The organism is Clostridium minihomine, from assembly GCF_900240385.1.
Taxonomy (GTDB): domain Bacteria; phylum Bacillota; class Clostridia; order Oscillospirales; family Acutalibacteraceae; genus Faecalispora; species Faecalispora minihomine.
On record NZ_OEQH01000001.1, the window covers coordinates 688,981 to 715,298 of the forward strand.

Genomic DNA, 26,318 nt, shown 5'->3' on the forward strand with positions numbered 1-26,318 from the left:
TTTATTGCAAAGAGGGATTAAAAGAATGAATCGAGCAAAACCATCCTTGACCAAACGTATCTTTTCGGCGATGCTCTCCGCTGCAATGATTACAGCGGTTTTTGTACATAGTGTGCCGGTTGCTTTCGCAGCGGCGGCTACTGCCACAGAGAAATTAAATGTGCGCTCGGGGCCGGGCACCACTTATCAGGTTGTAAAAACTGTTGAGAAGGGAACTGCGGTGGAAACACTGGATTCGGGCACTTCCGGCTGGTATAAAATCAAGCTTTCGGACGGAACACAGGGATATTGCAGCGCGCAGTATTTAAATGTTGCTTCTTCCGGTTCCGGCAGCAGTTCGGGCAGCTCTTCTTCCAGTACATACGGAACTCTGACTTTGGACACCCGCAGCTATACCATGGCGCCGGGGAACATTTATGACTTTCGGGCAAAAGTAGAAGGAATGGGCCTGACCCAAAAAGATGTAAAGGTATATTCCTCCCGAACCGGAATTGCCACGGTGGCGCAAGTACCCGGCACAGATAAATACCGCGTTACCGGGCGAAGTGAGGGCGTGTGTTACATTATGGCTGAAGTGGCCGGAAGACATGCCTCTATTAAAATAACCGTTCAAAAAGGAGTCAAACCCGCAGGGGAATCTGCCCGTTCCATTACGCTGCTGGGGAATCACCCTGATATTCCTTCCGGAGGAAATGATACGGGCGGTGGGAATACAGGCGGTGGACAAACCGCGGCAATTACATTGGACACCAAAAGTTATCAATTTACCGAAACCGGAAAAGTCTATCAGTTTTTGGCGAAGGGAATTGCCAAGGGGAGCAGCCCCACAGCGACGTCTTCCAATTCCTCTGTGGTCAGTGTGACGCTGAAAAACGCCAATGATGCCCGAGGCTATTTGTATGAGATTAAGTCTTTGGCGGCCGGTTCAGCGACCATTACCATCAGCAATGGGGGCGCTTCTGCCCAGCTGCCGGTGACGGTGTCTGGCTCCGGCGGTTCTTCCGGTGGACAAACTTCAGCAATTACACTGGACACCAAAAGCTATCAGTTTACCGAAACCGGCAAGGTCTATCAGTTCTTGGCCGCAGGAATTGCCAAGGGTAGCAGTCCCACAGCGACGTCTTCCAATTCCTCTGTGGTCAGCGTGACGCTGAAAAACGCCAATGATGCCCGGGGCTATTTGTATGAAATTAAATCATTGGCGGCCGGTTCGGCGACCATTACCATCAGCAACGGGGGAGTGTCTGCCCAGCTGCCGGTGACGGTTACAACGTCTGGTTCCGGTGGATCTGTTCCTTCTGAAATTACCGGTGCCAGAACCACAACCGCTGTGAATCTGCGTGCTGAGCCCAACACCGATTGCCAGAAGCTGACCACGCTGAGTTCGGGTGTGGTTGTACAGGTTCTGGATACTTCGAATTCCCAGTGGACGAAAGTGAAAACACCGGGTGGCCTGGTGGGCTATTTGTTCAATGACTATATTGAATTCCTGTACGGAAATGATAATTCTCAGGTTTCGGGATTAAAACTGTCCCATAGTTCGGGCACGATTCCCCAAGGGAAAAGTTATTATATCACCGCTACAGTGCAGCCTTCCGGCAGTGCAGTAACTTGGAAATCAAGCAACACCAATGTGGCGACCGTTAGCAACGGATTTATTTATGGCAATCAGCCGGGCAGTGCAGTAATTACTGCCACGGCGGGCTCTTCAACAGTTTCGTGCAATGTAACGGTCACGGCGGCAGAACCGGTCAAGGCCGCTTATACTTCCCCAAACATTACCGGGGTAGGCCAGCAGGTGCAGTTGATTGCGGTTACCGATAATACCCGCGCATCGGTACGATTTGTGGTAAACATGAATAACGGCACGACGAAAACTGTGGATGTGAGTAACTATACTGCAGAAAACTCTACCAGCACCGGTTTGGCGTCCAATTATACGCGGGTATGGAAAGCTACCATGAATTTTTCTACGCCGGGTACTTATCAGGTGACAGCCTACTCTTCTACCAATGGATCGAACTTTAGTGGTACGGGTGCCAGCACCAGCAGTTTTGTCGTCAGTTCTCAAGATAAAAAAGTGTCCACCACCGAAAAACGTCGCGTCAGTGATGAAATGCTGACTCTGATTGGAAAGTGGGAAGGGTACAGTGCCGCAGTTTATCCGGATAAACTGGCTTATAACATTCCCACCATCGGCTATGGACAAACATTTGGAGCAGGTACGCTGTTTTATAATAACCAAACCAAAACTGAGGCTTGGGCCCAACTGCTGAATTCTGTGAACGGCTCTTATACGCAGGCCGTCAACACCTTTATTACCAATAACAACATTCGGGCCAACCAGCAGAATTTTGACGCAATGGTCAGTTTTTCTTATAATGTGGGGGCCGGTAACTGGAACGGTACCAATGCCTTTGACATTCGGCATATCCTATTAAATTCGGTGGTTCCGCCCACGATTCCGGCGGGGCAAAGTCTTTCTGCAACGGCTACTTTAAATTTTGATCTGTATCTGACGCCGAATTCCAGCAGCGGCCGTTTGACAGAGGTTGCAGCTTCGTCGTACTTGCAGGTTTTGCAAACCAGTATGGACACGTCCACAAAATCTTACTGGTATCAGGTGCAAACTCAGGACGGAACCATTGGCTGGGCGCGCTCCGGCTATATTCGGTTTGATAATGCTTCCAGTTTACAAAGGGATTTAAATTACACCGATGCCAACGCCATTGCAACAGAGTGGCTGCGATGGAATCAGGCGGGCGGGCAGGTTTATGCCGGACTGGTATACCGCCGTTTGGGTGAAACCAAAGTGTTCTCTTATGGCAACTACACCGAAGCGGACAGCAGCCATTCGAACTATAAAAAGAACACCTATCAATTTACTTACCCCATCTCTGCCAAGCCGTATGAGCAATAAAAAAGAAAAGATTCATATCCGAAAAAATTCTGCTTCAAAGTGCTCTGGGTTAAGAAAATATTCTGATTTTTGAAAAACGCCGTGGGATTTTCGAATCCTGCGGCTTTTCTTTCGCCCAAAACCCCGTCCAAACAGCTGCATTGATTTGAGGGGGGATTTCTTCTGGGGGGTGGAACGCTGATACACACCACCATCTTTCATAAACTTCTGCAAAATTTGGGGCCTTAAATTTTTAAATATCATTGTCTCTGCCTGCAATGGCGATAAAAACGGTTTGCATGTAATGTTTGGGTAAACATTTACGCTTTGGTGCGGATCCATTGCCCGTTAAAGAAACTGTTTTGCAGGCTTTTTTGTTTCACTTTAAGAATGCAGAACGTTATACTTCTTTCTAAGAAAAACAGAACGCCTGACAGAACAGGCACAGCAAGTACCAATTCTATCAGGCGTTCTATATGTTTGTTTGATTAAGCAGATGGTTGACCAGATTACGATTATGTGATGACAATCGTGGTATTTTGGCTCAGTGCTGCCGCTGCTTGCCATGGTTTCTGATAATCATCACACATGCAGTTAACGCAAGCAGTTTATTTTATGGGTTATTTTTTCATATTCTTGATTTCTGATTGCTATTAATTTATCGCTTTTTGCGTTTATTGAAATGATAATATGGGAGATGTTATAAACTCGGATTATTGATTTAACCTTCTGATAATATCATATGCTTTATCCTCACTTCTGACAAATCCCTGAACAGTCGTGTCCGCCCCGCTAAAAGACACGAAGGCGCTGCTGAGTTTTTCCATCAGCGCTGCGGGCATGTCCTTTCTGGCGGCTAAAGCATCTTTGGGAATTTCTTCGGTACGGGCAACAATAATCAGCTCATCGGTAAAAAGTCCATCGGCACGCGCCTGATTGAAAACCTCATCATAGGTTGCGCCCGCGTCCACTTCTCCGGCCAGAATGGCATTGACAACATTATTGTGGTTGCCTAAAAAAACAACCTTTTCAAAAATAGTATCTGGATTCATATGGTTCTGTTTTATCATATCGCGGGCGTACAGATATCCCGACGCACTTTTTTTATCCACATAGGCAAAGGTTTTTCCCTTTAGATCATTAAGGGAACGCACCCTGCCGTCCTTGCGGGCCACAATGTATCCGTTATAAGAACAGCGGCCCTGAACCTTGGGGGTAACAAGCACATTTGCCCCGCATTTTTCATGCGCGTTGACATATGCGAACGGAGAAAACCAGCCAATGTCGATAATGCTTTTTTCGACGCTTTCACTGAGTGCGTCATAGCTTCTGACGATCAGGGTGCGACATTTCAGCCCCACACTGTCACATACCCGCTCAAGAATGGGCACATAGGTTTTGCGGATACGGTCTGGCTCAACAAAGGGGTTGACGCCAAAGATAATTTCATCCTGCTTTTTAAAAGCCATGGCATCCTGCTGAAGCATTTCTGCGGTTTCGCCGATTTTGTTGCAGAAAGAAAGAATGGTTTCATTTTTCTTTTGCTGGACATTTACCATATCGATCGCCGAACAGGAAACATCGTGAGTCTTTTGTGCCGCTTCTGAGACATTTTCTACCGCCTGTTCAATTTCAGCTGCCGTATTCTTTTGGATCACCGATTCTTGGGTCAAATCGGAAATTGAGTTCTGAACATCCTTCAGAATCGAATTGATTTCTTGAATAATCTGAGAAGATTCCGTGACAATGATATCTACATTTTTCATTTTGTCGCCGATTTCAGTCATGGCTGTGTTGGATGTCTCTATCTTATCGACAATATTTCTGACAACACCCTCAATGATAGAGATTGCGTCGTTCGTCTGCATTGCAAGCCGCCGAATTTCTCCGGCAACAACAGAGAAACCCCTGCCGGCTTCTCCTGCCCGCGCGGCCTCTATCGTGGCGTTCAGCGCCAGAAGGTTAGTCTGGCTTGATATTTTTCGGATAGAGTCCACAATTTCATTGATTTTTGCAGAGGATTCTTTTAGTTCCAGATTGCTGTCAGAAGCGACTTGGATTACGGATGTAAGGTCGAGGATGAAACTCCCGATGCTTCGAATGGTCTGCTCATTTTTATCCAGCATTTCAATGGAATTTCTGGAATGATCCTCGATTTTTATAATTCCGGAATTCAGATTGATACATGCACCGGCAAATTCATTGATGCTTGCATTGATTTCTTGCGAACTGGCCGCATTCTGTTCGCTGAGCTTTTCAATCTCATAAGAAATCTTTGCAACTTTTTCAAAAGTTTTTATGTTGTCGTTGGAAAGCCAGATCAGCTGCTGGGAGTCAAATCCCATGGTTTCTGCGACCTGAAAAAGATGTTCCCCCAGGTCATCCTTCTGGACGGGCCGGGGCTTTCGGCTGCTTTTTTCACACAGAGCGTAAACGGCTACCAGAATAAGGGTGCTTCCGATTACGGAATAGAGAAATCCGCCCAACCCGTGGAATTGGAGCAAAAGCCCTATTGTCTGAAGAATGAGAATTGCGATTGCAGAAATAAGGACAGACTGTTTCGATGAAAAATTCATGTTTCTACCACCTCAGCAATCAAAAAATTTAGTTCAAAACTGATAAAATTTCACTTCTTTCCTTTCGTTCCATAACTCTTTTATATATAGTATTACTATATTTCAAATCTTATCATTTGTCAATGTTATGTATATTTCTGCAAGTCTAAAAAGTCTTAAAAAGCCGCTCGGCGACCTTTGTATTCTAAGCTTAAAAAGAGATTTATTGCTTTATCAATTACTTTTTAGAATAATATTTGATGATTGTGGTTGTTTTGCCCCCACAAATGATATGAAAGTACAAAATAAAGTATTTAAAACAGAAAGAAGTGCCCACAAGCTAAACTTGCGAGCACTTCTTTCTGTTTTATTTATTCTGTGGGACTAAATCATCTTAATCTGTAGCACTTTTAAAGGGGTAGTGTTCTGCTTGTAAGCCACGATCCCTCTGGAGTCTATGTTTCTAAAAAGAGTTCGGGTAGTTGTAAGAAAGGGGGGAGGGGGTTCTTATACTGCCTCTTTCTTTTTCTTGGGCTTTTTGCGGTAGCGATCTTCTTCACTGAAAACACAGCCGCAATATTTTTGCATATATAACCCCTTTTCCCGGGCGCGCTGCTGTCCTTCGCGGAAATAAGGGCGAAAATCCCGATATAGAAACTGTACACCGTATTTCTCGGCACTTTTTTCCATCGTTTCACGCAGCAGTTCATGATTCTGATAGGGACTGATTAAAAGAGTGGAAGAAAAGCTGTCAAAACCATGGGCTGCGGCATACGCGGCGGCAATTTCTGCGCGAACGGAATAGCAATATCCGCATCGGCGATCAAAATCGGGAGAAACGTTTCGGATAAATTCACGCAGACCGTAATCTCCTTCCAAAATCAATTCCATTTGCACATCCTTTGCGTGCTGCACCAACGCTTCTTTGCGGCTGCGGTATTCGGTATAAGGATGAATATTGGGGTTGTACCAAAAGCCGACAGGCTCAATATTTTCGCTGCGCAGAGATTCGATACACATAATGGAACAGGGAGCACAGCAAGTATGCAAAAGTGTTTTCATTACTATCACCTGATTATTTAAAATTTCTTATGAGCATTTCATTGGACTGGTGTGACTGACGCGGGGAAGAACCGCTAGACTATTTTACAATAGATAGCATTATTACAGGGGTTAAAATACAGTCTGCCGGGATACTTCGAATTGTTTATCGCCAAAGACTTTCTGGTGTGAAGAGCTTGGCATGGTAAAATATGCCGATGGGTTATTCTGTTGTGCCGAACGATATTGTCCCAGAAAATAATTTAAACTTTTTTATCATAAACTGGTTTCTATACTATTTACTGTGCTTTTTTGATCTGAAAAACGAGGGTGAGTTCTGTTAAGAATTCCTCCAATATTTTCGGTCAAGGGTACGGTACTGCACAGCCTCTGCCACATGGCGGGATTCAATGGTATCACTGTTGTCCAAATCTGCAATGGTTCGGGAAATTTTGAGAACCCGGTCAAAGGCTCTGGCAGAAAGGCTGAGCCTTTCAAAGGCATTTTTTAGAAGAGTGTGAGCTGCTGCGCTCAGCTGACAGGATTCATAGAGAAAATCCGGTGTAATTCGTGCGTTACAGGAAATGGATGTTCCCTGAAACCGCTGGTTTTGCCGTTCCCTTGCAGCATTGACCCGTTCCCGAATCTGGGAAGAACTTTCGGATTTTTGGCTGGAAGATAATACATCAAATTCCACCGGAGGAACTTCCACATGCAAATCCATTCGGTCCAAAAGCGGGCCGGAAATCTTGCTGAGATAGCGATCCACCGCATGGGCGGTGCAAATGCAAGATTTGGTGGGATGCCCAAAGTAACCGCAAGGGCAGGGATTCATGGCGGCTACCAGCATAATGGAACAGGGATAAGTTACGCTGCCGCTGACTCGAGAAATCGTAACCACCCCGTTTTCCAGCGGTTGGCGGAGCACCTCCATCGCATCCCGGCGAAATTCCGGCAATTCGTCTAAAAACAGCACGCCGTTGTGAGCCAGTGAAATTTCTCCGGGACGCACAACCGTCCCACCGCCAGAGAGCCCGGCAGGAGAAACCGTATGGTGAGGGGAACGAAAGGGCCTGTCCCACAGCAGAGTACCGCCTTTCAGCAAATTGCCGGCTATGGAATAAACCTGGGTTGTTTCAATAGCTTCTGCCAAGGTCATGTCTGGCAATATGGAAGGGATCCGTTTGGCCAGCATACTTTTTCCAGAGCCGGGCGGACCGATCATCAAAATATTATGCCCGCCGCTGGCTGCGATCTCTAAAGCTCGCTTTGCAGTTTCTTGCCCCCGCACATTTGCAAAATCCGGCAGGGGAAGGGAGGCATTTTTCCTTGCATAAATACTGGGGGCACAGGGAAGTAACGGAATTTCTCCGGTAAGATGGCGGACAAGAGATTGAATATCATTCACCGGATAGACCCGAAGCCCCTCTACCACAGCACCTTCCGGTGCGTTTTCGGCAGGAACAAAAAAATCGGTAAAGCCGGCATCTTTTGCAGCCAAAGCCATTGGCAGCACACCCTTTACCGGCCGAATTTCGCCGGATAAAGATAATTCGCCCACCAAAACGCAGTGGGATAAATCCACATCCAGCTGGCCGGAAGCACACAGCACAGAGACCAGAACCGGCAAATCGTAAATAGGGCCTTCTTTGCGCTGATCCGCCGGCGCCAGATTCACTGTGATTTTGGATACCGGATAAGTAAAGCCGCAATTTTTCAATGCCGAGCGCACTCTGTCACGGGATTCTTTGACAGCGGCATCTGGTAAACCAACCAAATCAAAGGCAGGCAAACCGCTTGAAACATCTGCTTCAACCTTGACCAGAAAGGCATTCATACCATGCAGACCCAAGCTATGCAGATAAGATACCACAAAATCCCTCCCATCTTTTTTCTTTATAGTTTATAAAAATATCAAGTTTTTTTGCTGCCTGTGGTTTGGGCACCTGTGCAGGCGGGAATTTGGTGTTCTTTCAGACAACAAAATTTTAATTGTGACATGAAATGATTATACTACGAATCCTATTTCCTTTCCACAGTAAGGGAAATATCAGCACGTTCTACTGTGTAATATTGGTAAAAAACACTTGAGTTTTGTGCGTGTAATACTATTTTCACTAGGGAATAATAAATAATTTTGTAATTTTTATTGACTTTGATTATTTTATAGAGTAAAATAAAAAACATAGAGAATCGCTTATGCCTGGGGTGCTTATTTTGTTAGATAAAATGTCGGAGCTTTCCGACCAGCAAGTGATAGAGCTTGTGAACGCAGGGAATACAGAGGCTTTTATTGAGCTGACGGCCCGTTATATGGATGTAATCCGCTCAAAGGCGGCAACTTTTCGGGGCGTTCCCTTAGAGGCCGAGGATCTGTACCAGGAGGGCTTAGTCGGTTTGCTTAGTGCGGCGCACAGCTACCGGAAAAATGGTTCTGCCAGTTTTCGAACTTATGCGGGAATTTGTATTTACAATCAAATGGTATCGGCTTGCCGTTCGGCATTAAGCCGCAAAAACTTACCTTTACATAATTTTGTTTCTTTAAATGATGCAGAAGAGGATCAAAACTTTAAAGCCTCGTTTGTATCCGACCAAATTGCCAATCCGGAAACGCTGTTGATTGACCGTGAAAATTTGGAAGGGCTGAAAGCCCGAATCAATCAAACCTTGTCTAAAATGGAGCAGAAAGTGCTATTTTTATATTTAAGTGGCTGTACCTATCAGGAAATCGCTGAAAAGCAATCCATTACCGTTAAGGCAGTGGATAATGCGATCCAACGGGTGCGCCAAAAATTAAAAAAACCATTTTAGGATTGTTGTGCCCGGATAGCTTAAGTAGAGCGTTGGTAATCAAAGGCGTCGGTGCAAATCCGTCTATGGGCAAATATCTTTAATTCAAAGCGAGGTAATCAAATGTACGAGGACAAGACTCTCATCTGCAAAGAATGCGGCTCTGAATTCGTTTTCACTGCCGGCGAACAGGAATTTTATGCGGCCAAAGGCTTTGTGAATGAGCCGCAGCGCTGCAAAGGATGCCGTGATGCACGAAAGAGTGCGGCAAAACCAGAGCGTGAAATGTTTGTAGCAACTTGTGCGTCCTGTGGTCAGGAAGCCAAGGTTCCTTTCAAACCCCGCGAGGATCGCCCTGTATATTGCAGCGAGTGCTTTGCGAAGATGAGAGAAGAAGGCTAATAGACAACCGAAATTAACGCCCCATGCTTTTAGGCGAGTGTCCATAAGGATACTTTGTGAACCACCTAAAATGCGGGGTATAAGGCGGACAGTTTCGACTGTCCGCCTTTTGCTATGCCTTAAATTGCAGCTGGCAGTTCATCATCAAACATCATTTTATCGTCCATTCCGTAGAATGTTTCCATGGATGGAATATCAAATTCCTCTTTGACATCGTTCAGCATTCCAATGTCACGGTAGTGAATCCAAATATCCTGCGGAGCGGTACGGGAGTATTTCTCAGCCTTTTCACCCACCACAACTTTTACAATAAACATCCGAAGCAATTCCGGAGTCAGCTCGGTAAGGTCGGTATACTTTTTCGCCTTTTCAATAAACTTGTCCACGTTGGTAAGGGAGCTCTTCAGCTTATCCATTCTCGCTTCGGATTTTGGTATACGTTCCCGTAAGGCTTTTTGTTCTGTGATATACTCATCGGACAGGGCTCGGTAATGCTCATCGGGTATACGCCCCAGCACATTGTCCTCATAGAGCCGTTTGAAAAGTGCGGTAAGCTCCAAATCCCTTTTTCGCATAGTCTCCAGTTCTTTTTGCAGCGTAGTGATTTCTTTTCTGGTATCAGCAGTGTTTTTGCGGTTGATACACTCTGCAAACAATGCTTCGTCCTGTCTTGCAAAGTGAGTGATACGCTTCAGGTCATCCAAAATCACCGTAGCAAGCTGGCTTTCCCGGATGTAATGGGCGGAGCAGGTTTCTTTGCCATACTTCTTATATGTGGAGCAGGCGAAGTTGTTCTTACTTTCGTCCATGGTATGGGCACGATGCAGAACCAAAGGCTTTCCACAATCGGCGCAGAAGACAAGCCCCGAGTAAGAGTTAGGGTTCTCCATGTTTTTTCTCGGACGCTTTTTATGCTCCCGAACCGTATGGGCGATGTCCCAAATTTCTTGGTCGATAATTCCCACATGGGTGTTTTCAAACCTTAGCCAATCGGATTCCGGGCGAATGATCTGCTTTTTATTTTTGTAAGATGCGGTGGTGTGTTTCAGATTAATTGTGTGTCCAAGGTAGGTTTCGTCGTCTAATATTCTTAAAACAGTGTTTTTTGACCAGTTGCAAATCCTCGTTCTGTCTAAATTAGTGAGTGGAACTCCAGTCTGGTTGTAATATGAATTTGAAGGGTTAACAATACCTTCTTCTGTTAACTGCTTTGCAATTTGACTCGGCCCTCTACCATCGACACACAGTTTGAAAATATGCTTGACCACCTCGGCGGCTTCTGGATCGGGAACAATCTTTTTGGGATTGCTCTCGTCTTTTTTGTACCCATAGGGCGGCCTTGTCCCAACCCGTTCCCCGCGTTCAGCCTGTGCTTTCTTCACCGATCGAATCTTTTTGCTGCAGTCCTTTGCGTAAAAATCATTAAATAAGTTCCGGAACGGAGCAAAGTCGTTATCGCCGTAGAGCGTGTCCACCGCATCATTGATTGCAATAAACCGGACATTGTGGTTGGGAAAGGTGTGCTCCATGAGAAAACCGGTTTGCAGATAATCCCGGCCGAGACGGCTCATGTCCTTGACGATCAAGGTTTCCACCTGTCCGCTTTCAATCAGCCCCATGATCTCATTCCATGAAGGGCGGTTGAAGCTTGTTCCGCTGAAACCGTCATCGAACAAAAAACGAATATTGCCAAAGCCCTTTTCCTCTGCGTACTTGGTGAGAATCAACCGCTGATTTTGGATGCTGTTGCTCTCACCCTCCCGGTCATCTTCCTGACTCAGTCTGCCGTACAGTATGGTATATTTTTCGTTGTTTGCCATCGTTTAAAATCCTCCTTCTTGTTGTGGCAAACTGAATACGGTAACCAAAGCATACCGCAACAGGTTCCACAAGTCTACTGAAATCAAGCGTTTTTAAGAGCCTTTTCGAGGTCGTTTTCAATCACTGAAAGCATCTTTTTCGTGGGGGTAGATGCGCTTTTAAGGGGGAACACGGAATGTACCCGGAACACTCTGTCCTCCACCACCATATCCCGCTCAACGGTGTGGGCGGTTTCGTCTGTGTAAACAAAGCTGTCTGTAAAGGTGCGGTGAGAGGTGCCCTCGCTGTCGCTTTGCCAAATGATATCGGCGGTTTCGTAAGCGCCGAGAATATTGGTTTTCAGATAATGCTGTGCTGCTAAACGCTCGTTTGTCATATCGCATCTCCTTCACATTTTCATTTCAAAATCGTGCCCGCTGTGGTCATCTTCCTTTTGACCGACCGCTAATTTCTTCTTTCTGCCGGTGTGCTGCGGTGGTTTCGTGGTGGCATCATTTATGGGAACAGGGTTGTCCAGCCGTTCCAAAGAGCGTCCCAGCTGAACCACACTGCCGCCAATGACAGCAAGATCAAGGGAATGACGATCCACAGCGGTGTCCATGTTAGGTGCGGCAGCCGCAGCTTGGACAGAGAAAAATGCTTCTCTTTCTGTTTCCCAGCCGGTGACAACGCCTGCTGTATCTGCAACAAACTCTTGCTGATTTGCTCCAGTTGTGCCTGCGAGGGTAGACTGTTCAGTTGGGTTTTGATGCTGAGGAGCTGCTGTTGTAAGGTTTTCTGCTGTTTCTCCAAGTTCTCGATTCCATCCCAAATCACGCTCTGGTTGTAGAACAGGTTGTCCAGTTTTTCTTGTGTCAGCGGACAGGGTTGGGGGTTCTGCGGCAGTTGTGTAGGCTGAATCTCTGTTGAGTCTGTGCCTGCGTTCCGCTGCTTCAATTCTTCTAAGCTCAAATTCACGTTCCATCATCTCCTTTAAATAGCGGTTATTATGGAGTTTGATATCCCGGCAGGACATGGTGTTTGGGCAGGTGTAGGTAATATATTTTCTGGTATCTGTCCATATTATCGCGTAGCCTTGTCGCTCCATACTCTTGATAAAATCGGCTTTTGTGCCACTGATTTTCATCGCAGTATCAATCGCATTCATCAACGAAAACTTCCAGCTCTGCCCCTTGGCGACACGGTATTCCCGAGAGGCGAGACTTTGAGACTTGCCGCCTGTATAAGGCTTGAGGGTGGTCAGCCCATATTGCTGACAAATTTGGTCTGAATACGCCCGAAGCTTGAATAGTGTTTTGGGGCCTTGGTGCAATTTCTTTCCTGTTTTGAAGCTGACCGAATTGATAATAAAGTGAGAATGCAGATGCTCGTTGTCCACATGAGTGGCAATGACCACTTCATAATCGGGATAATTATCCTCCGCAAATTTCACAGCAATCTCATGTGCAGTTTTGGGTGAGATGGTTTCACCATCCTTAAAGGCTTGGTCGTAGTGATAGAACATGGTTTGGTCAGCCTTTTTAAAGCTGTTCTTGGTTGCCATAAATTCCTGAAAAGCTGTTTCGGGACAGCAATCCTTGCCAGAGATTAAGCGGATACAGCTGGTCTTATCCGCATCGGTGGAATAGGTTTGGTAGTTGACGGTGTGGTCACAATTTAATTTATCTGGATCGATGCACACCTTGAAATCCTGCAAAATATATTCAATTTCATTTCGCATGGAGAAGGCATTTTGCTTTTTGCAGGGGATGAAGTTAACCGTTGCCATTACCGAGTCACCTCGCAAAGTGCGGATAGCTTTTCATAAATACCGCTTAGCTTCGCCTTGGTTTCTGCAAGGTAAACGGCATCCACTTTTCCCATATTAGCCAGAGTGGTCAGCTGATTGAGGTTTCTGCCGATGGCTTTCAGCTCACTGATGAGCTCCTGCACTCCATCTACTACAACAATCTCTTTATCGGTTATGGCTCGTTCTAAAAATTCCGTCATGGTAACCTTGCCGCGCCTGGCCTTTCGTTTCAGGGTTTTGTATGTGCTTTCGCTGATCCGAAAGGCAAAGGGTTTCTTTTTCATTGGCGGTTTTCCTTTCAATTTTGATTGCGCCAACGGCGCTCCATAAAGTGGGGTCCGGGGCTTCTGCCCCGAGCGAGCTGTGGCGGGCGTATAGCCCGACGCTCTGCTCGCCTCACCCAAGGGGTGAGAAAACGCAACCCAAACGTCCTCGTTTTATCTGAAATAAGGTCGAATCCGAAGTCACCCGCAACAGGGGCTCAATTTGCGGGTTTATTCGGGTTAGGTGGAGTTATCCCACTCCACGGTCAATCTCGCCACACAGGGCAAACAGGGGGTGACGGCGGCGAGATTACTGCCCTGTGACAGTGCTGACGGCAAAGACGGCAAATTTTAGGAGCTTGATTGTACCGTCATATCGTCATTGCCGTCATAGCGGAGCGTAAATTCCCGCCGCTCAAAAGTTCTGTTCTCGGAATAATGAATGCCATTTCTGCCCAGATGCTCCATGTGCTTAATGATTCTCTTTTTCAGAATTGCGGGACTACAATCCGGATTCAAGTTTTCTATCAGCTCGGTTGCCGTCCCGGTGAAGCTGCCCGCCGATTTTATAAAATCACAGAGAAGAAAAATTTCATCCGGTATAATCAGCTGCTCCATTTCAATCGGTTCCAGCAGCTGCCATACAAAGCTTTCTTTGTTAAACTCCAAGAACAGTTCCCGTCCCTCGATATCTCTGCCGGTGCAGATGAGCGTTGCGGTACTTTCCGTTCGCTTGTCTTTTTGCAGTACAAAGTTTGTATCAGCACCACCAGCAATACCGCTGGTGCCCGAAATCATATTGAGCGGATCGGCATCTCCTGTTTTTCTAAGATGATGTACGAGCAGGATAGCAAGATGATGACGGTCCGCAATTTGCTTCAGTGCGCTGATGTCATCATAATCGGAGGCATAGGGATTGACATTTGCGGAAACGGTTTTGCGAACCTTTTGCAGGGTGTCAATCACAATCAGTCCTGTGCCGGGGTGCTCTTTGATGAAGCTTTCAATCTGATTTTCCAGACCATGGCCGATGGTATCACTCATAATGGCAAAGTGAAGTGTCGCCGGTGCTTCATCGGTAATTTCAAACAGCCTGCTTTGGATACGAGCGAAGCTGTCCTCTAAGCAGAGATACAGGACTTCGCTTTTTAGCGTTTCGAATTCCCATACCTTTTCACCCTTTGCCGCCTGTAAGCAGATCCACAGTGCCAGCCAGCTCTTACCAATTTTCGGTGAGCCTGCCAGAACATGCAGTCCTTCGGGCAGCAGACCGCTGACAATAAATTTAAGCGGCTCCATGGGTGTGGCCATCAAGGTTTCCGCATCCATGGTTTTTAACTTTTTTGACATTTGTGATTCCTCCTCTTAATTCAATTTGCTTTGAAAAGTGCAATAAATCGAATGTTGAAAACTTCTATTCCTTGTGATACCATTGTCCTATATCCAGAAAAAGAAATACACAGCGAATCGCAGAAACGCTGTTTTGAGGAAAATCGATTATTTGCGAGAGGAGTGCCTATGGAACAGTACCCGCTGATCAAAGTTTTTGAGGGAAATGATAAGCTGATTTATTCTATGGCTTACGCTTATCCGGACAAGGTGACTCAGTACGCGCAAAAGTTTATTGGGAATGGACTAATTGAATTTGTGGAAATGGATTTCGAGGAATACACAACACTGCTCACCGAAACGAAAGCCATTTCGCTCATTATGGAAAACTATCAGACAATCAGGAACAAAATATTTGATGTTGCAGAAACCATTGCGGGCAAGCACCGCTATGTCTATTTCTTCTTGGTGGGCTTGCTGAACAACATTTTGAAAGAACCCATCTATGCCAAAGATGAATTTGAGGGTGCCTTCCTCAGACCACTGGCAACATGTTTGGATGAGTTGGAACACATGTTAGAGCTGCAGGAGGTATGCACGAAAGCGGTTACCACCTGTTTAGATAAAGAAAGCCGCTCGGACAAGGAAATGTCCCAGCGGCTTTGTGAGTTTGTATCGGAGTACCCCGGCTTTGCCGAGGCTGCTGTGAAAATAAAATATGAGCTATTGCCGAAGAAAAATGGCAAGGTGGATATGGATACGCTTAAGGATATCCATGATTGGAATCTACGGGAAACAGACGAGCTTTTGGAAATCATGCATCAGGATGGCGAAGGTGTCAGTCTGATGCCATACTATCTGTTTGAATATTTAGATGAGCTACTCTATTTTGAGTTTACCGAGATGCTGAAAAACGCTCGGTTTATTAAGCGTTGCAAACTGTGCAGCCGCTATTTTGTGTTGACCGATAAACGTAAGCGGGATTTCTGTGACCGGCCTGATAAAGGTAATCGCACCTGCAAACAGGTTGGAGCAAAGCTGTTTTATGATCAGGGCATGCAGGGAAACGATTATTTGCTGGCTTTCCTGACCGAGTACAACAAGGTGTACTCTCGCCGTTACCGTGCGGACGGTAAATTGCCGGAAGAGTTTAGCGGTAAGGACATGTCCTCGGAGGAGTATTCCCAGTGGGCAAAGCTGGCGCGGCAGGCTCGGAGCGATTATCTTGATGGAAAAATTACGGGCGAAGAAATGCTGGCGAAAATCAAGGTAGATTAACGGGGTGCGTGTTTTACGACTCCCTATGCAAAACAACAAGGGCTTCTCCCGTTGGAACAGCCTTTGCTGTGGGATAGGATAGAATACTTGGCTTTGGCTCTAATCCATGCACCCCACCATTTTATTGATGTCACCATCACCGTCTACGACAATGGCGACATTGGGTTCATCGTTATCGTTTATCCAACCAAAGCCGAGAAAGTAGACCTGCTTTTGACCATCCACTATGCGAGTGTCCCCCATCCTTGACTCTTGAACCGTTGCAGTCACTGTGTTTTTCGATGTTACCGGGGTGAGGGTAGGGTTATCCTTCAAGGTGTTGCTCTCAGTCAAAATCTTCGTGGTGTCAGTTGGGTTTGACGGTTCAAAATCGGTTTCTGTTGGAGGCGTGCTGTGGGCGCTGATTTCGGCGGTTTCCTCGCCCACAATGGCTTTGTTTTCTGAGGGCGGGATGCTATCCCTAATGGTTAAAGGTGCTGATACAGGGCGAACCTTGGGGACGAGTGGCTCTGATGTGCCTTGGTTGAACAGTGGAATTATTAGCAGAGAAATGATTGCTACTGACACTGCGATAGCTTTAGCTTTCTTTTTGATCATCAGATTCTCCCTTCGGCATAAAAAATTGACCACAGTCATTGAGGACTTCCTCAAGACCGTGGTCATAATTGTTTAACTCTGTTGCCAGCTCCATTCCAAGCCCGAAGCCTTGGATGAAGCTCGCCTTGCTTTGATAGTTACAAATCATTCCCAAGGCATCAATGATTCGCAGCACTGTTTTCCTATCCTCCTTTGACAACCGGTCAATCAAAATTTTGTGGTTTTCCTCCACGGATAATTTAAGCTCATTAAAATCCTGCTGCTTAAAAAAACTGTGGTACAGGTCGTCTAATCGTTTTGGCATATTCCAGCCCTCCTTTAGCAACACACAGTACCACAGAAGAGAAGGAATAGCTACTACAATTTTTGCGCTATGAGCTTTTAGGGTCTTGATTATTAGTTCTGTAAATTTACGACTCCAGCCTCGGCAAAAGAGCGATGAGTCAATGCGAAATCCAAAAGCAAGCCAACTGTCAATCCAGTATCTCGATGATTTTCTTTGCTATTTCTTCGGCTAAGAGAGGGGGAACGGCATTTCCCACTTGCTGATACTGAGAATCCTTTGTTCCCTTAAATCTAAACTTATCAGGAAAGGTTTGCAATCTTGCAGCTTCCCTAATACTCAGAGCGCGACTATGTGCTGGATGTATCCACATAGATTTTCTAACATTAACAACTGTACCCGATGGCTCATCGTACTTGAGCTTGAGATAAATCGTGTTTTGTGTGCGCTCACCTTTGGTATAAGTGGTTTTTTGCTCTTTTGGGAGGTTATGAAAGTTCTCACCTGCCTGTAATGTTTCAAATCTTTTCTTTGCGGTTGGGCGGGTTGCTGTGTTTACATGATTATAAAGCTCCTCTGCATTTCTGAGTTTGTATGCTAAAGAGTTCTCTGCTAAATCTTTTTGAGGAACTTTTATAGGCTCAGAAGATATATTATCTGTTGGCTCTACATCAGCGAGGTCTTCTATGGCAGCTTTAACTGTTCTAAAATCCTTTTCCTCAAACGTGCCCTTTGGCATTCCTAATTTCGATTCTAATTCAGGTTTGCAACCAATGATGATATAACGCATCCGCTTCTGAGGAACACCAAACTCAGCCGCATTTAGCGCATCTGATGTAATCTTGTAGTGATAGGGTGCTGATTCCAGAACCTTTTGGATATATTCAAGCACCGCATAAGATTTAACATTCGCTACTATTCCATTATCCTTGCTGTAGGAATCAATGTGAATCCTTTTCTCTATAAGTTCCGACCATTTACTCAGCATTCGTTGAATTGCGATAGAGGCATCCAAAGTTTCATCTATAAGCTCAGCAGTGGCATTTTGAGTCTGATTAAAAATATTATTGAACAGTTGGGCACAATCGCAGTCATATCTTGAGATTTCGTTGTTGGCATCTACATTTTCCAATATAGTAGTGCATTCTTTAATCAACTGACTTTTGTGTTTCGCAATTCGTTCCAACAATTTTTCATGCTGGGTCTTTTTTTCTTCCGCTTTATCCGTTTTCTGAGCAGCTACTTTATAGATGCTATTGAATAGGCGGTAGCGTTTTTGACTCCATTGGTGCTGATCTATAAATTGTTGATTGTTGATTATTGCTTCAAAGTCTTCTTTGGTATTTGCATCATCAAAAATTGTGAGGTTGAACCGATGCGAGAGCAATTCAATCTTGTCAACGGTCATTTTCATATCCTTTATACCAAGAGCCACATCATCTTCTTCCAAATAAAAGCGATGAACACTTGATTTAAGCATACTGACATTTTCCATTACAAAAACAGTTGGTTGTAATTCTGTGATGACACGAACATATTCTTTAACCAATCGGTTATTCATGCTTACTGCAGTGTTTTTTTGCCTGTTTGCATTGGAAAAGCCTTGGCATGGTGGGCCACCGATTACAACATCTACTGAGCCTAATTTCCGAATTGAAGCCGCAGTGACTTCTGTAACGTTATCAAACATTTTGACATTCTTGTGATTTTCTTTATATGTTAATTGAGCGTTGGGATTATTCTCCGCAGCGGCCATAATTTGAAATCGTTCTGTTTGTGTAAAACCATAACTTAATCCACCAGCCCCTGCAAATAAATCTACGACTGTATATTTTTTCTGACTGTCATTTGTTGGCATACTGCTCATAACTCCTCCTCAAAACGACGCTGAAGGAGTTCCCAGCAGTCTTCTTTTTTACACCACTGCCCAATATTAACTCCGGGAGTTGTGGGGTTCATAAAATGGTTCCACACGATATACATTACTTTTTCTATTATTTGAGCCACCTCTGGTGAAATACTTTGCGTTGCCCAGATATAATCCGAATCCACTTTATCGGCAAAGTATTTCCCGATAAGAGCCACCGTATAGTAATTCTGCTGTGCCTTGAATCCACCGAATTTATGATCTGCAATTATTTTATCGCATTCATTAAACAAAATTACTTTGCTTATCATATCCTTATACGTTGTTTCGCTCGGTTCAGGTATCTCGCCTTTTTTTGTCATCTCTGAAAAAATAACAAAATTAGTCTCTAAGCCCTTGCTCACGATATCAGGAAAGCCACGCCATGCCATCATACACTTTGCGGCAACAGTTTTGGATATGCATCGTGATTTTGGATTGTGCTCTTTGAATTGTCGTTTTAACGCTGGGGTAATCTGTCGATTTACTTCTACTAAATATTGGCCTCTTGCACGCTCATAGAACCAGCGATCCAACGATTTTCCTTTTTCGGTAGGTATATAAATGCTTCGTGATAATTGCTCCATACGGATATGATATTCATCATTCGCACTAAAGTCAGACATATTGATTTTGTTTTGGCTATTGGCGTATTTAGAAATATTCGCAATGATTTCATTCGTTTTTTCGGTATCTTTAATAACACTCAGCTTAATCTGAACGCTGGCCTTGCTTAATGAAATCTTGCTTTGATATGCATTATATATTGATGCAGTTGTTTGACCGCCGTTTACAATTTGCCAGCCATGTAGAACATTAATTACCGATAGCGTATTTGTCGATGCTGCTTCATCTATTTCAATGCTTTCTGCAATGGTGGATATACCATTGTTATATGCCATAAACATATGTGGCTCACTCGATAATGTATCTCGAATACCTTTATTTATTTTGCCCGTTGCCTGTAAGAATGAACGAACATTGCGTTCAATTAGATTTTGCCCCTCGTCCTTATAAATTTTAGCAAGTAGTTCTCCTGAAATAACGCCCACATAACAGTCATATGCAGGGTTTTCATCATCAACCTTGATTAAGCTTAGTGCTTCTGAATATTTGCTTTTGAGACGAATAACAACCTTTGTGGCTTGGGCGTTTTGGAACAAACACTGATATAGGCGCTCAATATCCCACACGTCAAATTTAACTGTAATTTTCCCTATGATAATATCTTGAGGAACATACAAAACGGCTTCATTATTAGTAATTAATATAATGTTTACAACTTCTGTTTCATTTGTATATTGCTTAATAAATTCATAGGCTTGATAGCCTTCTCCGGATTCTTCTGCTTCATCAAAATATGAAGTTTTACAGCTTCTATAAAATTTTGTAGCTTGTCGGATAATTTTATCTATATCCGTTTTTCCGAGTTTATCAATGGTAGACTTAGAATTATAATCAGCAACTAATAATGTCATCGAATGAAAATATTCGTTGTATGCATATCCATCTAAACGCATCTTTTCATTCGTTTTTTTGAAGCTCACAATTTCACAGTCAGCCAAGTTAGTCACGCCTGCTTCCTGCAAATAAGAAACAAATATTGTTTTAAATGCATTGAGAGAGCCCACGCCATTTTCCTTGGCATATGTTGCAGCTTCTTCCGATAATTCGCTATAAAATTCCTTTACTTTATCCGACAGCATTTGGCTCATCTCCTTTCAGCAAAACTTTTACTCCCTCTGTTACCAAAAATCTTTGGCACATATCCATACTTATGGAATATGTAACATTGCTTAGGCCTGCTTCCAATTTTGAGCGTTCTATCCGGGGGAACCCTGTACCCACCTTGTAAAAATTATCTTCTCTATCGAAATAGCCTGTTGAATATAATTCAGCACATGCAGACAAATACCCATATCGTTCAACTTTTTCATGAAACTGTTGCAAATATGCATTATCGGAAACTAAAAGCAATTCTACTTCTTGAACCATTTCCGACAGAGTAATCCCATCGCTTTCACTTTTTCTAAACGCATAGAATTGTAAATACAAATTATATAGTACATCCTGAGTATCAAGCTGATATTCGCTACTAATATTTGCCTTATAAGGAGCCTTTTGAGCCGTCGCCTTCACTTCAATAGCGTTTCCTTGAATATAAAAATCATGGGTTTCGTCATTGCATCCAGACCAAAAAGAAACTGCAACTGCGCCATAGATTTCTATTAGTTGCTTTAGCAAAGTCAATTCACCCAATAGCCCCAATTCACGTTCCTTGGATAGCAGAATGTCCTTTTCAAGTAAAAAGAAATTTCTCCATTTGGTGAGTACATTAGAGAAGCAGCCTGTAATACTTTTTAGATTTCGTAGTTTCTCTATTGAAACCCGCAAATCCTCTACGATAATTTCAAAGATATATCCTTCACTTTGCTCGGATTGTTTTAGGAAAATGCAATCTCCTAAACTATCTCCATATTCCGGTAACGTAGCTATTCCTATTTCAGCGCCTTTCCAACGAGGGAACGAAATGTTGTCTGGAGACTTTTCAATATGTACATATAACTCGAGAGCAAGGGTGATTTTATCAACAGCAAAAATGATTACCGCACCGTTGTCCATTTTCAAACGGCGCGCTAATCTACTTTTTCCTTGTCCATTTTCTCTTGCCGCTTTTAATATCTCGGCATAAATATCACTCGTATAGCTCATAGTTTTCCCTCTCGATAGCGATTTCAGTTACCCTATAAGATTGTAAATCTCCCAGCCCTTGACGATGTGGGAATACAACTGCAAATCCAAATGGCGTTTTATGAGTTCCTTTTAATTTTGTTAAAGAACCTGCTTGTCCAATAGGGTACAAAATTAGAAGGCCATTTTCTCTTTTGCGTGTGCTTTTTCTTATGTACTCCGCCAATGTTTTTTCATCACCGGAACTATGCGTGTTTTTGATGGCTTCAACTTGGTTTATCTGTGCACTTGTGTAATCTAAATACTCATGTCCCGCAGATGTCATCGTATGAATAGAACAAAACTGACCTCCCTCTGTGATACCTTTTTCACGTTCTATACCAGAGCCAATTTCTAAATTAGCAATAGAAAATTTGGGACCATTGCCAACATTAATAAGGCAGACAGTCCAATTGGTTAACCCGCCACACTTATTTTGATTGCGGATGTAGTCTGCCATGTATTGGCTGTTGGCTCTTGTGGCATTTTCAGAAGTTTGATAATCCTCCAAAAAATTTGCTATATCAAAGCCTGCAACCTTGCTCCAAAATATATGTTCTCCCACAGCCGATCGGCTCTTCTCTTGCCAATAACGCTCTTTATTCTGGGGTGCTCCAATTGCTTTTAAAAGAATTTCTGCTGCTGCAAAGTTTGTATCATATTGCTCTGGATTTACATCAAACGAGCGTGTTTGGCTCAATCTATTGCTAAAATCCTTTTTCATTTCCCTTCCAGTCCTTACTTTATTTCGACTGGAAATTAGCAAATCGGGATGAGTTGCAATGCGAAGACCAAAAGACATTGGAGTCTGATCCATATCGTTCATAAAATCAAACTGATGCACGAGCTCTTCAGTCGCCATGCTTATATGCAAGAAATAATTTTTTAGCAGAGGAGTAGTATATAATCGGCATAAATCCAAGTATCCCGGGCGATAGCCAAACCAGCGCCCCATTTGCATTAATGTGTCATAGGTGTTTGAGCTTCTTGTAAAATAACTAATAGTCAGGCCTTCCAAAGTAAGGCCTCGTGAAAGTTTATCTCCACCGATGGCGATTACATTAAATGGTTGTCCGGCATGATCCTTATACATAAGAGAGTCCATACTTTTACCATTTACGCTGTAAATAACAAACTCTTTTTCAAAAAAGAGCCTTTTAACTTCTCCGTAAATGGTTACCCACTCAAACTCAGCTAACGATTTCATGTATTTAGGAAATTCGTTTTGCATTTCAAGTGTGGTTTGTTGATAATCATTTTCCCAAATTTGCCTAAAGGATGCTTCAATCTCAGCATCTCCATAGAGAACAAAGTTTTCAATTTCTTCCTTAACATATTCTGCAATTTTACGCTTTATTTTGTTTTGCTGCGCAACAAAGCGTACTATGTGAATGAGCATTGTGTTTGGTTTGTTACGCTGTCCTCTCAGATTTCGAAGTGCAGTGGAGATAAAAAAGCTCTTAAGAGCTTGCTTTAATTCCGTAGGAATTTCACCAACGGGATCAGTGGATTTTGTGCCTTTCCCTAAGTAGCTTTTACCCTCCATAATATTTCTACACAGGGGCATAGCAGGAGCTTCGTCCTCTCCAGTTAGTCCAAAAAACTCACGGGCACCAATATACTTATCTGCTCTCGGTATCTTAAGAATAAAATCCTTCGGGTATAGATCACTGCCGAATTTATCATCTTGCATATGGGGCGGAATAAAAATATTGGCAAATGGTGTTGCTGTGTACCCAACATATGAACGGCACTCAAACAAGCGCAACATTTCTCTAATTAGTCCATTAATTGTGGTTGGGTTATAATTATCCAGCAGTTTACCTGTGTTGTCAAAGCACTCATTTGTATTTAAGGAGGCTTGGTCAGCCTCATCGTCGATGATTAAAACAGGATACTCTGAGGGGATGATCTTTTTTAGTTTGCCGTCACTTTCTGCAATCGGACTCTTTTGGAAATAGGCAATCAGCTTTCTTAAAACAGTTGCATTCTTTTTTGTAACAATAATATATGGTGGATGCATAGACGTGCCAGCAACCTTAATGTTGAAATCTCCTTTTTCATCCCTTGTCGTTAAGGATTGATACAGGGTAGACTCCATGATTTGATTGCTTTTTCCGATGCCAACGCCAATAGCATTTTTTGTATGAGTGTAATTTCCTTGTGCTTGCAAACTCGTTTCATATCCAAGCACTTCTTCGTCAATGCGCGCCTGAGTCTGACTGCGAAGATTATTATGAATACCACTTAATACAATAATAATTTTATATCCAGCGTCAATTGCTTTATTAATTAACCCGATATAGTGAGCAGTCTTACCGGATTGAACATAACCAAACACCAATCCCATGCGTTCCTCAGACCTACGCTCGTGAGAATTTGAAATCACATTCATGACCTCATCTGTTGCTTCATCAATATCTCTAACAGCATTGATGCTCCAGTTATCCTTTTTATAGAGGTAATCGAGATATCGTGTCCAGTATTCTGTTTTAAAGCCGTCTGTTTTTCTTAATCGTTTCCACCAATCAGAGTCTTTCATTTCATCGCTCATGATATTAATGACAGGCTCGATATCGGCAGAGATCTCCTCAAAAAGAAAATTGCGTAAACTTTCCTCATTAATTCCTACTGCCGAAAACACGGACACTACCTGCTCCACAATATCTGAAATGGATTGAGTGAAGTCTTTCTCCTGCAACTCCACACAGCGGTTATACGCAGCTATATATAAATTCCTTTCGCTCTCGCTTAGTCCGTTTGGAATGTTAATCATAATTTTCAACCTCGAATATTCTCAAAACATCTTCTTTAAGATACTTGAAATTTGCCATACCTAAAATAATGGGTGCTATCTCGTCTTTTTCATAACCCTTACTCATAAAACTCTTAATATAACCCTTAATTTCTTCCAAATCTCGTTGCCGCTGCACTGCATCAGTTTTGTTCAGTTCACCGGTTGATGAATTGAGATACTCGGCCACACCGGATTGCATAAATGGGGCATAGTTCTCTGCAAGTGACAAAAAGGCTTTCAAATCTTGTTGCCCAGATTCATCGAGTCTTTTTTCAATTGCCGAAAGTAGCGGATGTTTTTTATTAATATGATAAGAATAGAACCCATTTCTGTTTTTTCGCTGTTCCCAGACATAGCCTAAATTCGGTGAAATTATATTCTTGGAATATACGCCACGTGAGTTATATACCTTTGCAGATGTTTCAGTACAACTATCTATAGTGCGGTTCAAAATCTCACGAATATAAAGCGGTGGTGTAGCAGCCGATTTCTTGATATCTATTTTCCAGTCAAAATCACTTTCGCTACCTATATCTAATTTAATACGGGCTAAATTAAAAGCAGGCTCTTTACGAATGTAGTTGAACCACGTACCATACACCAACAGCCTTCGATTTCTATATACGTAAATTCCTTGATGCGCAACAACTCCATAAGGACCCTCGATGTCTTTGAGCTCTTGTTCTGTTTTGAACTTTGTTTTATGTGGCAAGACATACGGCTGTATTGACACTTCTTTGCCATTCTCACAATAGACTTCTTCCGCCAGCTCTTGGGTAGCACTATTGCTTAAGCAATATGGATTCCAAGGCTTAATTGGTGTTGTATTTATATTGATTATCAGACTATTATCTTCAATAAAACGATGAAAAACCAGCCCAAGATGCTTGACTACAGTGTCAACTAATGAATAAAAACTATTTTTAGCTTTTACAGCGTTGGGGTTCGAACAGGGCACAATTCGATCTAAGTTTTCTATGACAATAGCTGTACCATGTTCCCACAGGCTTAAACCAACATCGGAATATTCAAAATTGTTAACAAGCAACTTCCAAATCCCTGACGCATCTGACTCAATAAAACTTAAATCCCAACAAGCATTAGCATATTGCCCCTCTGCCTTTGATATTACCGTCAATTTCTTACCCATAGAAAAGGCAGCTGTTTTCATCCCCATACCAAAGCGGCCAAGGTCATTTTGTTGACGAATATCCAGCGGAGAAGCAGAGCCAATCTTCATTGAATGTATAAGCTTGTCCTGTGTCATTCCTATTCCGTTGTCTGCTATAATAATTTTTGAGTTTATACCATCCCACGAAAACAAAATCTCAACAATGCCTGCGCCAGCTGTGATACAATTGTCAACAATATCTGCTATCGCAGTCTCAGGTCGATATCCTACAGAGCGAAGGGAAGATAATAAAAGGTGAGCATCAGGAACCAGTTCGACATAATTGGAATTATTCATCACCTATATACCCCCTTAAAGTTTCGAGGGCTTCATGGCTAAAGGAAATTTCATCAGATAATGAAATAATCATTGTTGTTGCTAATCTATTAGGCTGAACATGTCCGTTCTCCCATCGGTTTACGGTAGAAAAGCTAACATGGAGCTTTTTTGCAAAAACCACCTGGGTTAGCCCTAAATCAAGCCTAATTTGTTTTATCGCATCACAAATTTCCATAATCCGCACCTCACTATAATTATAAAATAACACAAAAATATAGCATTGTCTATATTTTGCTGTATTGTGTCGAATTAAGAAAACCTTGCAAAACAAAAAGCAATGGCACTCCAAGAGAATCTTGAAGTGCCATTGCTTTTTCCGTACCCTGTT

20 protein-coding genes are annotated in these 26,318 nt (G+C 43.3%); 4 read left to right on the plus strand and 16 right to left on the minus strand.

The genetic code is table 11. The features are described 5' to 3' along the window. The first annotated feature begins 25 nt into the window (after positions 1-25). Positions 26-2,920: an SH3 domain-containing protein gene (locus C1A02_RS03265; RefSeq protein ID WP_101696756.1), complete on the plus strand. Its 2,895-nt coding sequence runs from the start codon at positions 26-28 to the stop codon at positions 2,918-2,920. 692 nt (positions 2,921-3,612) lie between these two features. On the opposite strand, the gene phnD is transcribed toward C1A02_RS03265, so the two are convergent. The 3 genes from phnD to C1A02_RS03285 all read right to left on the minus strand — a co-directional run bounded on the left by phnD (position 3,613) and on the right by C1A02_RS03285 (position 8,368). Next, positions 3,613-5,475 carry a phosphate/phosphite/phosphonate ABC transporter substrate-binding protein gene (phnD, locus tag C1A02_RS03275; protein ID WP_101696758.1) on the minus strand — a complete coding sequence of 621 codons (1,863 nt, stop codon included), beginning with the start codon at positions 5,473-5,475 and terminating at the stop codon, positions 3,613-3,615. Between the two features lie 486 nt (positions 5,476-5,961). After that, positions 5,962-6,516, minus strand: coding sequence for an epoxyqueuosine reductase QueH (locus C1A02_RS03280; protein WP_101696759.1), 555 nt, complete (start codon positions 6,514-6,516; stop codon positions 5,962-5,964). Positions 6,517-6,835: 319 nt separating this feature from the next. Continuing rightward, a complete protein-coding gene (locus C1A02_RS03285; RefSeq protein ID WP_101696760.1) occupies positions 6,836-8,368 on the minus strand; it encodes a YifB family Mg chelatase-like AAA ATPase in 1,533 nt (510 codons plus the stop codon). Positions 8,369-8,703: 335 nt separating this feature from the next. Here C1A02_RS03285 and C1A02_RS03290 point away from each other — a divergent pair, with 335 nt between their 5' ends. Both C1A02_RS03290 and C1A02_RS03295 read left to right on the plus strand, forming a co-directional pair. Next, positions 8,704-9,306, plus strand: a complete 603-nt coding sequence (locus C1A02_RS03290) for a sigma-70 family RNA polymerase sigma factor (RefSeq protein ID WP_243577911.1) — start codon at positions 8,704-8,706, stop codon at positions 9,304-9,306. A gap of 102 nt (positions 9,307-9,408) precedes the next feature. Continuing rightward, a complete protein-coding gene (locus C1A02_RS03295; RefSeq protein ID WP_101696762.1) occupies positions 9,409-9,687 on the plus strand; it encodes a zinc-ribbon domain containing protein in 279 nt (92 codons plus the stop codon). A 119-nt stretch (positions 9,688-9,806) separates the two neighbouring features. Here C1A02_RS03295 and C1A02_RS03300 read toward each other — a convergent pair whose 3' ends face one another. The 5 genes from C1A02_RS03300 to C1A02_RS03320 all read right to left on the minus strand — a co-directional run bounded on the left by C1A02_RS03300 (position 9,807) and on the right by C1A02_RS03320 (position 14,910). Beyond that, positions 9,807-11,507 (minus strand): recombinase family protein, encoded by a 1,701-nt coding sequence (locus C1A02_RS03300; RefSeq protein WP_101696763.1) that lies wholly within the window; start codon positions 11,505-11,507, stop codon positions 9,807-9,809. An 83-nt stretch (positions 11,508-11,590) separates the two neighbouring features. After that, on the minus strand, positions 11,591-11,884 hold the full coding sequence (locus C1A02_RS03305; RefSeq protein WP_101696764.1) for a hypothetical protein: 294 nt from the start codon (positions 11,882-11,884) through the stop codon (positions 11,591-11,593). Positions 11,885-11,896: 12 nt separating this feature from the next. Next, the gene (locus C1A02_RS03310; protein ID WP_101696765.1) at positions 11,897-13,276 is read right to left on the minus strand and encodes a relaxase/mobilization nuclease domain-containing protein; all 1,380 of its coding nucleotides are present in this window, start codon (positions 13,274-13,276) and stop codon (positions 11,897-11,899) included. Beyond that, positions 13,276-13,581 carry a plasmid mobilization protein gene (locus C1A02_RS03315; RefSeq protein ID WP_101696766.1) on the minus strand — a complete coding sequence of 102 codons (306 nt, stop codon included), beginning with the start codon at positions 13,579-13,581 and terminating at the stop codon, positions 13,276-13,278. Before C1A02_RS03315 ends, C1A02_RS03310 begins: the two co-directional genes overlap by 1 nt. A 330-nt stretch (positions 13,582-13,911) precedes the next feature. Then, positions 13,912-14,910: an AAA family ATPase gene (locus C1A02_RS03320; protein ID WP_243577895.1), complete on the minus strand. Its 999-nt coding sequence runs from the start codon at positions 14,908-14,910 to the stop codon at positions 13,912-13,914. Positions 14,911-15,078: 168 nt separating this feature from the next. Here C1A02_RS03320 and C1A02_RS03325 point away from each other — a divergent pair, with 168 nt between their 5' ends. Next, positions 15,079-16,167 (plus strand): DUF6076 domain-containing protein, encoded by a 1,089-nt coding sequence (locus tag C1A02_RS03325; RefSeq protein WP_101696767.1) that lies wholly within the window; start codon positions 15,079-15,081, stop codon positions 16,165-16,167. A 99-nt stretch (positions 16,168-16,266) separates the two neighbouring features. Here the strand turns inward: C1A02_RS03325 and C1A02_RS03330 are convergent, their stop codons facing one another. From C1A02_RS03330 to C1A02_RS03365, 8 genes are all read right to left on the minus strand, one after another. After that, positions 16,267-16,764: a DUF6550 family protein gene (locus C1A02_RS03330; protein WP_101696768.1), complete on the minus strand. Its 498-nt coding sequence runs from the start codon at positions 16,762-16,764 to the stop codon at positions 16,267-16,269. Further along, positions 16,745-17,068 (minus strand): DUF6809 family protein, encoded by a 324-nt coding sequence (locus C1A02_RS03335; RefSeq protein ID WP_101696769.1) that lies wholly within the window; start codon positions 17,066-17,068, stop codon positions 16,745-16,747. Before C1A02_RS03335 ends, C1A02_RS03330 begins: the two co-directional genes overlap by 20 nt. Positions 17,069-17,237: 169 nt before the next feature. Next, positions 17,238-18,914, minus strand: a complete 1,677-nt coding sequence (locus C1A02_RS03340; RefSeq protein ID WP_243577896.1) for a DNA cytosine methyltransferase — start codon at positions 18,912-18,914, stop codon at positions 17,238-17,240. After that, positions 18,911-20,659, minus strand: a complete 1,749-nt coding sequence (locus C1A02_RS03345) for an AIPR family protein (RefSeq protein WP_101696770.1) — start codon at positions 20,657-20,659, stop codon at positions 18,911-18,913. The genes C1A02_RS03340 and C1A02_RS03345 overlap by 4 nt, the downstream gene beginning before the upstream one ends. Continuing rightward, positions 20,646-21,665: a PD-(D/E)XK motif protein gene (locus tag C1A02_RS03350; RefSeq protein WP_101696771.1), complete on the minus strand. Its 1,020-nt coding sequence runs from the start codon at positions 21,663-21,665 to the stop codon at positions 20,646-20,648. The genes C1A02_RS03345 and C1A02_RS03350 overlap by 14 nt, the downstream gene beginning before the upstream one ends. Beyond that, positions 21,649-24,459 (minus strand): Z1 domain-containing protein, encoded by a 2,811-nt coding sequence (locus C1A02_RS03355; RefSeq protein ID WP_101696772.1) that lies wholly within the window; start codon positions 24,457-24,459, stop codon positions 21,649-21,651. The genes C1A02_RS03350 and C1A02_RS03355 overlap by 17 nt, the downstream gene beginning before the upstream one ends. After that, positions 24,452-25,948 carry an ATP-binding protein gene (locus C1A02_RS03360; RefSeq protein WP_101696773.1) on the minus strand — a complete coding sequence of 499 codons (1,497 nt, stop codon included), beginning with the start codon at positions 25,946-25,948 and terminating at the stop codon, positions 24,452-24,454. The genes C1A02_RS03355 and C1A02_RS03360 overlap by 8 nt, the downstream gene beginning before the upstream one ends. Beyond that, positions 25,941-26,165, minus strand: a complete 225-nt coding sequence (locus C1A02_RS03365; RefSeq protein WP_101696774.1) for a helix-turn-helix domain-containing protein — start codon at positions 26,163-26,165, stop codon at positions 25,941-25,943. Before C1A02_RS03365 ends, C1A02_RS03360 begins: the two co-directional genes overlap by 8 nt. Positions 26,166-26,318 lie beyond the last annotated feature (153 nt).